The sequence below is a fragment of the Dyadobacter sp. HNCC25DJ186 genome (assembly GCF_056895235.1).
On record NZ_JBXHAS010000002.1, the window covers coordinates 992649 to 1006945 of the forward strand.

The window sequence follows — 14297 nt, forward strand, 5'->3', positions numbered from 1 at the left end:
ACGATACAAATGTCTGGTAAACTTTGCAAATGTCAACATATGTTAACACCTTTGTATCAGCTTGTTATGAATGAAGGTCGACTCCAAGCCATTGAGGCGTATCCCTCTTAGTGCACTTACGGGCTTTTTTTACTTCTCTAAATTCCCAAAAATTTTCGATTAGAAGAATGACCCGTTAGCAAATCTTACGGTATGCAAAACGGGTACTGCTGTGTCAAATAACTGAATTAATATTATTTAATCAAAATTTAGTTACAAAGCGGCATGGCCTGAAATTTAAATGGCTTTAATTACTGGTAACGAGTATCAATGGGATCTTGCGGCTTAATCAATCCATTCAAATAAGTATTCATCCTTGAATTCGATATTAAACTTTGTCAAAAATTCCATGTATTCCTCTTTAAATGTCTTTTTTTGATGGTGACGTTTTTGATCACGAATATAGCATATGACTGCATCCAAATTGGAATGACTATATGAAAATGCTCCATAACCTCCTTGCCATTCAAATTTGGATTTAGAAAATCGTTTTTCGTTAATGAATCCATTTGAGGATTTTTTTACTTCACGAACGAGATCAGACAAGCAGCAAGTCGGTTTCATGCCAATCAGAAAATGTATATGATCTGGCATTCCATTGATAGACAGCATTTTTTGATCCTTATTTCGCACGATCCCGCTGACATATTTAAAAAGTTCTTCTTCCCAATGTGATCCAATCAGGCTTTCACGCCCTTTAACAGCAAAAACAATTTGAATGTAAATTTGGGTGAATGTTCCAGGCATGATGTATTAATTTAGATGTGTCTTCTCTTGAGACGGACATTACTTTGAAAGGTAATTCCTGTTATAGCAATCCCGGAGGGATTTAATGTTTATAGAAATTATTGAAATGTAAAAGGGATGCGACCCCTTCGGGGTCGAACAAGACTTCCATATATTTTTTTACTATAAATATTGAACCCTTTGGGTTCATTTAATACTCGGATTACACATCTGACTATTTACATTTTGAATATTCTTTTTCCTCTATTACCTTCGCCACAGTATTTCGAATCGTTACGCACGATACCAACCGGGTGCAGACACCACGGTGGTCCAATAATACGGGCTTACAGCCAACAAAAACGTATCAATATCGCCTACGCAACGGAATACAAATCATTTAATATTCAAACCATTAAACCGTATTTGTATGTCACCGCTTAATCCATTACAACGCCAGTTTCTGGAAAAATTTCAAAATGCTGCTGATCATGAGGTGATTGCTGAACTAAACAGCGAAGCCCGATGTAAAGGCTGAACCAGCGCCCGCGCTACCTATTTGTGGGCGATAAGACAAGAAATCATCAAACGTGGATGGGATTTTTCTGCCATTGGAAGTGGTGAAAATAGCTGGTATTTGCGTTACGAAGTAAAACTGGCAGGTACCAGGATTGAAATTGTTAAGGATCTTTGGCGACCATCAGCATGAAAATCCCGAAGGGATTAAATGTTTGTAGCCAACAATATTCGGTAACGGAATACGACCCCGAATGGGGTCGTACAATCTATCCTAATGCGTCTTTTCTATAAACAAGGGAACCCGTTGGGTGCGTTTGCAATCGTCAAACCACCTTCACCTTCCCCGTAACTACTTCGCTGATTAAGGCTGTTTTGTATTCTTTTAAAAGGGCGATTTCCTGGTTGGTTTTGGAAATCAAATCATCCACTCGTTTATGTTCAATTTCAATATGAGAAACAATTTCATTCTGTTCTTCAATATTCGGTAAGACAAGAAAAGAATTTCCAAGCTCCTCAGCATTCAAATGTGGCTGTGCAGCTCTTAACCTTTCTAAGAACAATTGATTATCCAATAGATAGGTACTCAAAAGACAAAATGCAACAAATTTAGGATTTACCGTTAATGCTCTTAATACCATATCGTAACCTGTAATCGCTCCCTCGAACTCATAAGGAATAATTGCGCTGTCACCAGTATAAGCACCACTTCTTACCACAATTATATCATTCTCTTTTAAAACGGGATCTCTATTCCAAGGGATATCGTCTGGATCTACAAATACAAGATTTTCCTTTGATATCTTCCCCCTGAAAACATTTGTGGCTCTTATAATTGGAAGGCCATCATCTTTTTGTTTTGGTGGCTGACCAAGACCATATTTAATCATCGAAACATATTTTAACTTGGACATTTTCCAATGCGCCGGAATCTCCCCCAACCATTCCACGCCACTATCCTTCATCTTCACATCAGGATCAAGTCCTTTGGTAACGGCCTGGTTAATGATGGCGGTGCGTTCTTCTTTGAGCAGCTCTATCAGCTTTTCTTTTTTGGTGATGAGGGTGTCGAGTTCGGATGTTTTTTTGTCAAGGTAATTTGCGATCAAACTTTGCTCATCACTAGGCGGATAGCAAAAATTTATATCATTCAGCGTAGTTTGAGTCATGCTTGGAACAGCCGAACCATATTTATATAAATCAAAATTTATCGTTAGGCATAAATAATAAAAAAATCTTGGTGAGACACCAGTTCTAATTTTAGTATAATATGCGGTATCCACTGACCAGAATGGGGTCTCTGAGAATTGCGGTTTATCAATAGTCCCCTTCCTACCCAATAATACAGACGGACCTTCATATAAATACTTGTTGGACATTCCGAAAATACCACCAGTACCATAAATGGGGTAAATACCATTATCATCTAATACTTCTTTTTGATCTTGCCCGTTACAAATCTTTGCAAAGTATTTTAATCGCTTTATGGCCCACTGCTTCGGAATTACTGTTAATTCTGAAATTCCCGAATCCTTATATTTCTCGTACCTCTCCATTAATATTTTTTCATTTGCTTCTAATGACCTCAAAGAGGTCCAATGTTTATAGAAAATTTCATATCGAAAAGGTACTACCCGGTCAGGTAGGACCCCGACGGGGTCGCATTCCTGTGTTACAGCCCTTTGCTATAAATATTTGAATCCGTCGGATTCATTAACTGGTTTTGCATCTTTTCTATTCAATTACCTCTTTAATCAATCCCATCGTTTCTGTTTCAAGCGCGAAAATATCGGCACGGATATCAGCCAGGGAACGGAGCGGTTTGTATTGGTAAAAATATTTGGTGAAGTTAATTTCGTAACCCACTTTGGTTTTGGTTTCGTCTACGTAGGCATCCGGCACGTGCGGCAACACTTCGCGTTCCATGTAGGTCTGGATGTCTTCCTTTAATGGGATATTTTCGGTGTCACGCAAACTGCTGTCGGCTTTTGGTTTTCCGTTTTTGTCCAGTTTGGGTTTTCCGTTTTTATCGCGTTCCGGTCTTTCCACGGTTACTTTGGCATAACCAAAATCGGTATTGTCAAATATCTTGCAATAATTGCTGGCTGTAAATTCCCCGTACAGTTTGGTGATTTCTTTAATATGGTCGCCAGATAATTCATTGCGTTTGTCACCCAGGGATTTGCTCATTTTTTTGGAGAAATCAACCGCGTTGATCAACTGAACTTTTCCTTTTCTGTAATCGGGTTTGTGGTTGGAAATGATCCAGATGTAGGTGCTGATACCGGTGTTGTAAAAAAGCTGATTGGGCAAGGCTACCACGGCTTCGAGCATATCATTTTCAATAATCCACTGGCGGATACTGCTTTCATTTTTGGTCGAACTCGGGCTGCCGGAAAAAAGCGGCGAACCATTAAACACAATCGCCAGACGGGAACCGCCATCACTAACCGGCTTCATTTTGGACATCAAATGCATCAGAAACAAAAACGATCCGTCGGAAACAGAAGGCAATCCAGCACCAAAACGTCCGCCGTGGCCTTTGCTTTCATGTTCCGCTTTAACCGATTTTTCAATCTTCTGCCATTTCACCCCAAAAGGCGGATTGGTGATCAGGTAATCAAAATGCTCACCCGGCAATTTATCCTCCGAAATACTGTTTCCCTTTTTGATATTGGCAGCGCTTTGTCCCTTAATGATCATATCCGATTTACAGATCGCATAAGATTCCGGGTTCAGTTCCTGTCCGAATACTTCCAGTCTTGCATCAGGATTCAGCTCATTCAGATATTCTTCGGCAACGCTCAACATACCGCCCGTTCCAGCACAGCAATCGTAGATCGTTTTTACAATTCCTTTTTTAGTCAGGATTTCCCGATCGTTCAGGAAAAGCAGGTCGATCATCAGCCGGATTACTTCACGCGGTGTAAAGTGCTCTCCGGCCGTTTCATTACTGATCTCGGCAAATTTCCTGATCAGTTCTTCAAACAGATAACCCATTTCCATGCTGCTCACCTTGTCGGGATGCAGGTCCACTTCCTGGAAACGTTTCACGATCATGAACAACAGGTTATTGTCATCCATTTTGGTGATCTGGTTATCAAACTCAAATTGTTCGATAATTTCACGCGCATCTTCCGAGAAACCGTTGATGTAATTGCGGAGATTGGCCGCGATGTTTTCAGGATCGGCAATCAGCTTATCAAAGTTGTAGGGACTTCTGTTATGAAATTTATAACCCGATACTTTATTGAGCAACGGATCAACATTTTGCACATTCATCGTTTTGACCTGCTCGTATTTTGTCAAAACTTCTTCTTTGGATTTTTCAAGCACACAGTCCAGACGGCGCAGTACGGTCAACGGCAATACCACTTTCCCGTAGTCACTTTGTTTGTAATCGCCTCTCAGTAAATCCGCTATGGACCAGATAAAATTTGCAGTCTCTTTAAAATTCTTCATTCGTTTGGGTTCGTAAAGGAGTAATTCCTTCATTTTTGTTATAAAAGCATCAGATGCAAAAATTTATTTGTGCTTGTCCTCAGGCACATCGATGATGGAAGAAAACAATACCTCGTAGTTAGCTTCAATATTTTTATGAAAAGAGATGGGCAGCATGGCCCAATCTCTCAATTCAACGAGTATTGGAATATTGCTATCGGTAATTTTTTCGCAAAGAGTGCCAAATTCATTCATATCGAGTGGCGATAAATCCTGCTTGCGAATAACCAGACCCAGATCACTCCCACTGTGGGCCTTTCCATTTACGCGGCTTCCATACACCCAAACCTCAATGGGTGTTTCTACGTTTTGAAAAATGGTGACCAATTCTTTTTTGTCCTTTCCTCTCAACAGCATTTATTCTTCATTTTGGTTTTTCAAAACAGTGGCCAGGTCGGCGCCGTCTTTTATAAACTGCGGCAAAAACACAAGCGTTTCATTCGCAAAATTCACCCCATAATCGTGAGCGGTATTGTTTCTGTTGTCACGATAGTGCAGCCACCGCTCACATTGTTCATCAGTTATTAAATCCCGTAAAACAGCATTCCTGAACACGTTCTTAAATACCATTTTATCAACTTCCTTTGGACTATGAAAATTAGGCTTGATAGCTTTTCGCAATAATTTGCCAGCCTGTTCCAGAATAAGCTCAAATTCTTTGACACAGGCCGAACGAAACATATCATATTCTACACTATCAGTCTCCGACCTGATTAATAACGAATGCGCTTTGTCAAGGGCTGCAATACATCTTTCTAAAAATGTTGTATCTATTTTCATCAATTATTAAAATCTTAATTTACTATTTCTTTTATTTGCCGATACAAAACTTAAAACTATCTAATTTTCAATTAGTTATAAACTTTAAGGGACAAATAAGGGACAAGTAATTACCCAAAAAACGCAAGAATCGGCAACCAAAAAAATTTTACAAATAATTTCTTCCAAGGTAATATTTTTGATTGAAATTAGCCAAAAAGTACGCAATCACCTAACTACAGAAAATTTGCTTCCAACCAGATGTCTCAGGCTTATCTGACAAAATCCTAAGAATCTTGAACTCATTTCTAAGAGGAAGTACTTTTAATCCGATAATTAAGCATATCAAAATCAGCATAGCCTTGTAACAGTCAGTTTTAGTGTTGTTAGATGTCTTTTTACTTTCATTTAATACTCTTCTCAAGCCACAAAATCATTAGAATAGCAAAATTTGTATCACTCGAGGCTGAAAAGCAAATAGATATTTTAAAATCCTGCCAATATGCTTCTGTTGCCTGTGTAAACTTTCAGAGACTTTCTGGATACAGCACTGATTTTAGATTTTCAAATGCTATTTTATGTTTTTCATCAGACATTTTTTCCAGGTTTATCAACCGCCATTTTACTGACGGTAGCTCCGCAATCAGCTCTGGATTTTGCATTTCGAGCAGTGTGAAGTCAGGTGTTTTATTTTTCACGGACAACAGAAAGCGGCGCTCTTTTTCGGTCATGTCCTGATTGATATCATGAATTAATCTTTCCCTGGTTTCAATTAATTCTTCCAGCGGAATATCGACCGAGGCCATCTGCACAAATTCACTTTCGTAGATTCCGGAAATATCTTTTCTGTTGGGATTAAGCAGTTCGGCCATTGGGCGGAAGTGGCTGACTAGAAAAATCAAAAATGTTTTACGTAAATCATCTGTTAAACCTTCGTTTTCATAAAGCTGCCTGACATCGAAGAGATCCCTTGGATGTTGTCGGTCCAAAGCGGCGCAAAGTTTACCGGCATACAGATCCGGGTGAGAAGCGACAATAATTTCAGCATACCCAAACTCACTTTCAACAGCTTGGTGTACCTCCATTTTTTCGGCAGGAAACACAGAGCCCCTGATTACCGGAGAAAGTTCAATTTTAACCTTTATCTCTCCCAGAGTCACAATCAGCCTTAATGAATTATCTTGTTGCTGAGTTGTGTCTTGAACGATAGCTCCAGCAATAGTTGTTTTAATATCAGCAGTTATTCTTGTGAAAGCCTCCTTAATTTTTTTCCATGCGGCAGCCCGGTCATCCGTGGGCAGATATAGAAGATCAATATCGACTGATAATCTGGGGAACGGGCGATAGAAAAGGTTAATCGCTGTTCCTCCTTTCAAAGCAAAACAGGATTCTTTGGCAATGATTGGAAGTAAGCGGACCAGAAGTCTGACCTGCTGAGTATACTCCTGTTTTTTACTCATAGCGGTCAGGTACAGTAATACGATACTTTTTATCCAGGTGTCCGCCTTTTACGATTACCCGGTTTCCAGAACCCAGCTCAATTCTATCGCGGTCAAGTTTGACTAGCCAGGGATGATTTTGCCGCTCGGCATACCAGAAAAACAGACGTCTCACCTTGAAATTATTGCAAAGCTCCAACAGTTGCTGCAATGCCCGCGGAGAAAGGGTGTTCATGCCCTGCATAAGCTCTTCGGCATGCTCAAAAGATATTTTTGACGGAATCTCATTAAGTACTTCCAAGATAGCCCTTTCCGGGGTTGATATCCTTAGCCCCTCGCGGGTGTCTTTCCAGTCAAATGTCCTGGTAAATTGATTCAGTTGTTTCGCTAACAATGGATCCGCTGCCCGTCCGAGTAAATCACTGGCATTACCTTTTTGAAAAAAGGAATCATCCGTGACACGATTAATCCAGGTGGGTAACGGATCCTGACCATACAACTGGACAATCCGTTTGTCCGAAAACGACAGATAATGGGAGAGTTTTAAAAGTTGTAATGCGGTTATACCTCCAATGGTTAGATCCGTGGCATCATTTCTTTGAAGAAAATAAACGACATCTCCCCATGCTACACTGGATCCTTCACGCTTATAAACACCATTTTTTAAGCTTGTAAGTTGCTTGCTTTTTATGAGATTATCGATCGCGTGACCCGACAAATCGTGAGATTGTAGCCACGCCCTTGTGACCAGTGCACCCTCAGGAACCAGGCGGTATACCTCTTTACGTCTGTTGGCATCAAGTGGCATTATTTACCTATTTAAATAAAATCGGCGATGATCGCCGATTAAACAAATTTAAATAATTTAATTAATTTAACAATACCTTAGATTTTCGGCGATGATCACCGAAAATCTAAGGTATCATAAACAAATCAATGAGTGTTTCGAACCAATCCAAAATTGAAATTTACAACCTATCAGACCCGTAAGTAACAGTTTAAAGGCGGGTAAGAAGTATCCTCAGTGTGAATTTCGTTTATTCTAAGGCTTTCAGAACGATACACTGGATATTCCGGAGCAAAGAGAGCCACTTATTCCGGACAACTTGAGCCAGTGATTCCGGGAACTTGAGCCACTTTATCGGAAGGTTTTTACAGCTATTCCGGGAAAGTGAGCCAGTCGGGAGTACTGACATTCCGGCATAAGTGAGCCACCTGTGATCGCTCTTCAAAGCTTTTCCGGGAAAGTGAGCCAGTGATTTTGGTATTGAAGTAATTATAACCACCATCTTTTGTAAAAAAACAAAAGCAACGGATGGCAAACAAAGTTACTTCAATGCAGACACTGCGCATGATCATACAGATGCTGGATCGGAACATTTCGGAACGTAAAATATCCAGGCAACTCAATCTTTCCCGTAACACGGTTAAATATTACCGTGAACGCTTACTTCAAAGCGCACACAGCTTCAAAGAACTGCAAGCCCTTGGCGACGCATGTTTGTCTGCTATTCTATATTCTGATACACCTTCGGTTCAGGATGAAGACCAAAGGAAGGAGGATTTTCGTCAGCAAGTACCTTATTTTCTTTCTGAACTCAAACGTACCGGCGTAACCCGTCAACTCCTCTGGGAGGAATATTTTGAAAAACATCCTGCGGGATACCGCTATTCCCAATTTTGCTACCATCTTAACGAGCTTAGTAAAGTTTTGCAACCCAGTTTCCATGCGACTTACAAGGCGGGTGAGGTTGTTATGGTGGACTTCGCTGGCAGTATGATGCATTATTTTGACAAGTCTACCGGTGAGCAAATAAGTTGCCCGGTACTGGTTTGTGTATTGCCTTTCAGTAATTTAACTTATGTAGAAGCGCTGCCTAATGCCAGGCTTCCTTATCTACTGGCTGCTTTGAATAACTGTCTTCGGTATTTTAAAGGCGCTCCATTGTCTTTGAAGACCGACAATATGAAACAGGTGGTCCAAAAGAGCAACCGTTACGAACCTACGTTTACAGATCTTATGCAGCAATGGGCGTTGCATAACAACATGGATCTGGTTGCCGCAAGGCCATATAGGCCAAAAGATAAAGCGCCGGCTGAAGGTCATGTAAAAATCGCCTATCAGCGCATTTACGCTCCATTACGAGATCGTATTTTTTTTAACATTGATGAAGTCAATGCCGCTATAAGAGATCAGCTTGAACTACATAATGACAAGAACTTTAAGGGGAAAAATTACAGCCGCCGCAGGCAATTCAACGAGCAGGAACAGCATTTACTTCAGCCGTTGGCAGACAGTCCATTTACCTTAAAGCACAGCACTTCTGCTAAAGTTCAGAAAAATTATCATGTTACTCTGGGAGAAGATTGGCACCACTACAGCGTGCCGTACCACTATATAAGCAAACAGGTAAATATCATTTATGATACCCAGACCGTAGAGATTTTCCTGGACCACCAACGTATTGCAGTTCATAAGCGCCTTTATAACCAGCACGGTTACACAACCGTTAAAGAACATATGCCTGAGAACCACCGCAGTTATACACAGCAAAAAGGCTGGGATAGTGACTACTTCCTGCGGTTAGCATCACAGGTAGGCCCATGTACGCACGGCTACATGGAAGGTATTTTAAAAGGAAGGCAGTTTACTGAACAAGCATTTAATTCATGCCGTGGTATCCTTAGACTGGGCAATAGTTACGGTAATGACCGTCTTGAATCAGCATGTCAAAGGGCACTGCCTTCAGGCACATTTAGCTACAGAACTCTGACGAATATCCTGGCCAATAATCTTGACAAAGCTCCCCATTTAATGCAGACAACCTTATTCCAGACGCCTGATCATGAGAATATCAGGGGTGCAGGAGCATATGAATAAAATGCCCTTACGAATCAATTGCCTCACTTAAACACAAATAAAAATGAATACAAACAAGACCTGGGAAGAGTTACGACAACTAAAATTACAAGGAATGGCTAGCCGGTACTCCGCCATTCTTGAACAGCCGTTACATCAGCAGCCCGAAGCACATACCTTGGTGGCAATGCTTACGGAAGCCGAATTAGAACAACGAACCCAACAGCGTACCCAGATGTATCTCAAGCTTGCCAAATTGCGGTACAGCGCACATGTCGAACAGGTGAACTGCAAGCTGGGAAGAGGTATTACGGCTGAACAACTGATTAGGCTAAGCGACTGCAGTTTTATAGAAAAATCCGAAAACATACTGATCACAGGGGCTACCGGCTGTGGCAAATCCTATCTCGCCTGTGCACTCGGCAGGCAAGCCTGCGTAAAAGGCCATAAAGTACTTTACTATCCCATGAACAGATTTATAGAGCAACTTGCATTGGCCAGGCTGGATGGAAGTTACCTGAAATGGCTCAATCAAATTGCACGGGTCAAACTCCTGATCCTCGATGACTTCGGCTTGCAGCCGCTTAGCCACGACATCAAAATGGCACTACTGCAAATACTTGAAGACCCTTACGCTTTCGGATCTACAATCATAACCGCACAGATGCCCGTAGGCAACTGGCATGGCTACTTAAATGATCCCAGCTTAGCTGATGCGATATGTGACAGACTGACAGCAAACGCGCACAGAATAAATCTCGAGGGAGCTTCTTTGAGAAAGATAAAAAACAGCTAAATTTACAACACTTCAATACTAAAAAGGAACTGGCTCACTTTCCCGGAACGCTGGCTCCCTTTCACCGGAATCTCCAGATACACATCTATTACCAAATTGACATTCTATGTATAAATATTCAATTCTAATTCCGTCCAATACATCTATGGTAGCTACTTCACGAATCCAGCGCTTTCAAATTGATTAAAGAAAACCCGGATATTCTTATTTGCTTGTGACTCATCCCGCGTACGACCATCACGCATACTGTAAAATGTGAAGTAGCTCTCTGCTTTGCTCTGAGATTTATTTCGGTTGTTGCCTTACCGTAAGCAGAAGATTTCAGTTTGATCAATCCAAAAGGGTGATACAATTTTACTGAGGAATTCGGTTCGCTTCACTGGAGAATTCGCAAGCGTTCACCATATGATTCCTTGGCAGATAGACCATCAGCAGACTACTACTCACAATCTACTAAATAACTATCAACCATTGACTTAAACTGGTCAATTCCAACCGAAATTGCCTGTCCGCAATTTCCGAATTGGGGTGATCAGTGGCTCCGATTTCTCCATTTTGTCCTCTCTATTGTTGCCATTCCATAATCGGGTAAAATTAAAAGAAAGGACATTTGCGGCTCACCTTTCTTTAATTTTACCCTATAAGGGGGCATATTCCACTTAAGTCCAGGTTTTATAAGTGGCTGCTTACTTACTGTAATACTTGTGAATTAATCATTCTAATTTCACATATTTCTGCCAGTTATGTTGTTCTCTGAATCCCAAGACTTCACGGATTTTTCGATTTGAAAACAATGCTTCGTGTTCCCCCAGTTCACGGGTAATGGGCACACCAGGGAAAAACCGTTCAGCCAATTCAATGCTGGGGATGATCGCACCATTGTGATCATTTCCGGCATTGAAAACCTGATAACCAAGGTCATCTTTTTTCAAACATAAATCTACAATCTGTCCTAGATCACGCGCATCAATATAACAGAACGCATTTCTCCGACGCACTTCAGGATTTTTGAAATAATGTGGAAACAGTTCAGCGTATTCGTGAGGCTCGATCACATTTCCGATGCGAAGTGCATAGATATCAAAGCCCGAGCGCCGCTGGAAGGCGCGAGCCGTTTTCTCATTCACAACCTTCGATAATCCGTAGCTATCCATGGGATCAACATCATAGTCCTCTTCCAAAGGCAGCACATGAGGATCGGTTTTGCCGTCTGAAAAACAAATACCGTAGGTGGTCTCTGACGAAGCAATAATAATCTTTTTTATTCCAAGTTTAACAGCTGCTTCAATCACATTGTATGTACCTATTGTGTTAACCCGAAAAGTTTCATTATCAGGGGTAATTAAGATCCTGGGCACAGCAGCGAAATGTACTACAGCATCAAACCTCGGCACGCCGTTACCCGGTTCCAGCTCATCTAATCCTGCATATGAACTCATGGCATTAAATATTTGCCCGGAGTCGGTAATATCAGCTGTCAGATTATCCACACCCAGGTAATCCAAAGGCACCCGGTCTACATTCATCACCCGGTGTCCTAGATCCAGCAGGTAGCGTATCACGTGCTTTCCTGCTTTCCCAGATCCCCCCGTAAATAATATTCGCTTTTTAGTCATGTATTCTCCTGTTTAATAATGATTTTAATTTTTCCAGCAATGAAGGTTTACGAGTTTTGAACCCCTGTTATCCAGACTGGTCAGGTCGGTAAGTGTGCTGCTGTTGGCTTTCATCAGTAAGTGAAAATAGAAAGCAATCAAAATTATATAGAAAGAGTTAAGCAAATAGAACCTACTTTGATTGGTTTAATTACATACTCCAATTCATATAATTTTAATGCGGACCGGTGCCTTGAAATCTTTAAGATCAATAGGTTTTCCCTTTTGAGTTATTACTATGCAACCTTTTTTATGCAAATCAATTGCTACATCGAGTACATCTTTCATATGCTCACGCCAGTCTTTAGGAAATAGCAAGCGTGCAATTTCCGAGGGGCAGGTACTTTTCTCAGCGCCACGATCAATGGCAGTAGAAAGGAGGCTTGTTGCTTTTTTCTCGTAATGCTGCATCCGTATGCTATAATAGGTTGTCGGAAATACTACATCAAAGATCCAGATTTACTGCTAAACTAAATGCCAGAGTCTTACTACTTTTCTACTTTTTCCCATCTAATCCAAGTTTATCTTCAAATAAATGTATTTTACTTAACAAATCTTGTCGTAATCGAAACAAAAAATACAGCACCTGGCTTCATCTTTTCTATCATGGTTCACGTTTCAACCGTTGTGCTGGTAAAACGTGATAAGTGCAAAAAAAACCGAAGTTTTCTGCGACAGTCAGATTAATTGATCTTAAATGCGTGTGGATATGTTGGCATCTACCGTATGTCAATGAAAAAAGTAATATTTGCATAAAATTGTTGAATCACTTATCATATCAAACAAAACTCAATGATGTTTGTCCGCCTGTTTGCCCTCTTTGTTATCATATACAGCTTTACATCTTGCAAGAAGAAAAATACTACTGAGCCTGAACTCGGGCCTGATGTTGCCGACATGGTTTACGTCGGCAGTTTTGACAAAAATCTATACGCGATTAATGCGGCTGATGGCGTAAAAAAGTGGGAGGCTGCGACAGGCGGGCAAATTAAATCCAGCCCGTCCGTTGCAAATGGTATCGTGTACGTTGGGAGTGATGACAAAAAGCTACACGCCTTCGATGCTGCTACCGGAGCAAAAAAATGGGAGTTTGCTACTAATGGTGAAATTCAGTCCAGTCCAATGGTGACCAATGGGACAGTCTATATCGGAAGCCTTGATGGAACGCTATATGCTTTGAATGCAGCTACGGGGACAAAAAAATGGGAGTTTCCTACTAATGGAATAATTTATTCGAGCCCAATGAGTGTGAACGGTATAGTGTACGTCGAGAGTGATGACGAAAATGACAACAAATTACACGCACTTGATGCAGTTACAGGCAAGAAAAAATGGGATTTTAAATTGGGCTGGAAGGATTTAAGTTTGACTATTAACCCCACATTTGCAAACGGACTGGTTTATATAGGCGATTATGAAAAGCTTTATGCAATTGACGCAGCAAGCGGGGCAAAAAGATGGGAAGCTCTGGCAGGTTCCGGTATTGTTTCGTCTCCGACAGTTGCAAATGGTATAGTGTATGCAATGGCCCGCGTTCGGTTGCTGTATGCATTGGATGCGGCCACCGGAACAAAAAAATGGGCCATCCCCACCTATAGCAGCAGGACTAGCCCTACGGTCCGTAATGGAATCGTGTACTTCTGTACTGTTGAAGATAAGAAACTGAACGCAGTTGACGCGGTAACCGGACTAAAAAAATGGGAATTCCAGATTTTGGAAAATCCTGGTTCAAGCCCAACCATCGCCGGTGATGTTGTATACACGTCTGCTTTTAGTCCATTCATCTACGCACTTGATGCTGCCACCGGCGCCATGAAGTGGAGCTCTTATAACGGAAATCAGCCGATTCTTTCCTCCCCCTGTGTGGTAATGAAGAGCGGGAATGTATACCACTCGGGAATAAGCGGCGCACAGGAATAATCTGTTTTGAATTAACATGCAGAAAATGACTGCAAAAGACAGCAACACTGAACCAGGTGGTCAACGTCTCCAAAATATCCAAAAGA

The 14297-nt window shown here is 41.1% G+C and carries 13 protein-coding genes and 1 riboswitch; of the genes, 4 read left to right on the top strand and 9 right to left on the bottom strand.

Annotated elements, in window-relative coordinates:
* Positions 1–324: 324 nt before the first annotated feature.
* A complete protein-coding gene (gene tnpA, locus AC1XUO_RS09095; protein ID WP_483329458.1) occupies positions 325–786 on the bottom strand; it encodes an IS200/IS605 family transposase in 462 nt (153 codons plus the stop codon).
* 255 nt (positions 787–1041) lie between these two features.
* Positions 1042–1137: riboswitch (SAM-I-IV-variant riboswitch) on the top strand.
* Between the two features lie 187 nt (positions 1138–1324).
* Here tnpA and AC1XUO_RS09100 point away from each other — a divergent pair.
* Positions 1325–1474 (top strand): hypothetical protein, encoded by a 150-nt coding sequence (locus AC1XUO_RS09100; protein ID WP_483329459.1) that lies wholly within the window; start codon positions 1325–1327, stop codon positions 1472–1474.
* Positions 1475–1607: 133 nt separating this feature from the next.
* Here the strand turns inward: AC1XUO_RS09100 and AC1XUO_RS09105 are convergent, their stop codons facing one another.
* The 6 genes from AC1XUO_RS09105 to AC1XUO_RS09130 all read right to left on the bottom strand — a co-directional run bounded on the left by AC1XUO_RS09105 (position 1608) and on the right by AC1XUO_RS09130 (position 7788).
* On the bottom strand, positions 1608–2870 hold the full coding sequence (locus tag AC1XUO_RS09105) for a restriction endonuclease subunit S (protein ID WP_483329460.1): 1263 nt from the start codon (positions 2868–2870) through the stop codon (positions 1608–1610).
* A 145-nt stretch (positions 2871–3015) separates the two neighbouring features.
* Entirely contained in the window at positions 3016–4776 is a 1761-nt protein-coding gene (locus tag AC1XUO_RS09110) for a type I restriction-modification system subunit M (RefSeq protein WP_483329461.1), read from the bottom strand.
* 30 nt (positions 4777–4806) lie between these two features.
* A complete protein-coding gene (locus AC1XUO_RS09115) occupies positions 4807–5139 on the bottom strand; it encodes a nucleotidyltransferase domain-containing protein (protein ID WP_483329462.1) in 333 nt (110 codons plus the stop codon).
* Positions 5140–5562: a nucleotidyltransferase substrate binding protein gene (locus tag AC1XUO_RS09120; RefSeq protein WP_483329463.1), complete on the bottom strand. Its 423-nt coding sequence runs from the start codon at positions 5560–5562 to the stop codon at positions 5140–5142.
* 506 nt (positions 5563–6068) lie between these two features.
* Positions 6069–7001, bottom strand: a complete 933-nt coding sequence (locus AC1XUO_RS09125) for a nucleotidyl transferase AbiEii/AbiGii toxin family protein (RefSeq protein ID WP_483329464.1) — start codon at positions 6999–7001, stop codon at positions 6069–6071.
* Positions 6994–7788, bottom strand: coding sequence for a type IV toxin-antitoxin system AbiEi family antitoxin domain-containing protein (locus AC1XUO_RS09130; protein WP_483329465.1), 795 nt, complete (start codon positions 7786–7788; stop codon positions 6994–6996). Before AC1XUO_RS09130 ends, AC1XUO_RS09125 begins: the two co-directional genes overlap by 8 nt.
* A 507-nt stretch (positions 7789–8295) precedes the next feature.
* Here AC1XUO_RS09130 and istA point away from each other — a divergent pair.
* Together istA and istB are read left to right on the top strand one after the other, a co-directional pair.
* Entirely contained in the window at positions 8296–9861 is a 1566-nt protein-coding gene (istA, locus tag AC1XUO_RS09135; protein ID WP_483329466.1) for an IS21 family transposase, read from the top strand.
* A gap of 43 nt (positions 9862–9904) precedes the next feature.
* Positions 9905–10636 (top strand): IS21-like element helper ATPase IstB, encoded by a 732-nt coding sequence (gene istB, locus AC1XUO_RS09140; RefSeq protein WP_483329467.1) that lies wholly within the window; start codon positions 9905–9907, stop codon positions 10634–10636.
* 713 nt (positions 10637–11349) lie between these two features.
* Here the strand turns inward: istB and AC1XUO_RS09145 are convergent.
* Both AC1XUO_RS09145 and AC1XUO_RS09150 read right to left on the bottom strand, forming a co-directional pair.
* Complete coding sequence (locus AC1XUO_RS09145) at positions 11350–12252, bottom strand: NAD-dependent epimerase/dehydratase family protein (RefSeq protein WP_483329468.1); 903 nt, start codon at positions 12250–12252, stop codon at positions 11350–11352.
* 204 nt (positions 12253–12456) lie between these two features.
* Positions 12457–12702 (bottom strand): DUF3253 domain-containing protein, encoded by a 246-nt coding sequence (locus AC1XUO_RS09150; RefSeq protein WP_483329469.1) that lies wholly within the window; start codon positions 12700–12702, stop codon positions 12457–12459.
* Positions 12703–13083: 381 nt separating this feature from the next.
* Here AC1XUO_RS09150 and AC1XUO_RS09155 point away from each other — a divergent pair, with 381 nt between their 5' ends.
* Positions 13084–14211 (top strand): outer membrane protein assembly factor BamB family protein, encoded by a 1128-nt coding sequence (locus tag AC1XUO_RS09155; protein ID WP_483329470.1) that lies wholly within the window; start codon positions 13084–13086, stop codon positions 14209–14211.
* Positions 14212–14297: the final 86 nt, after the last annotated feature.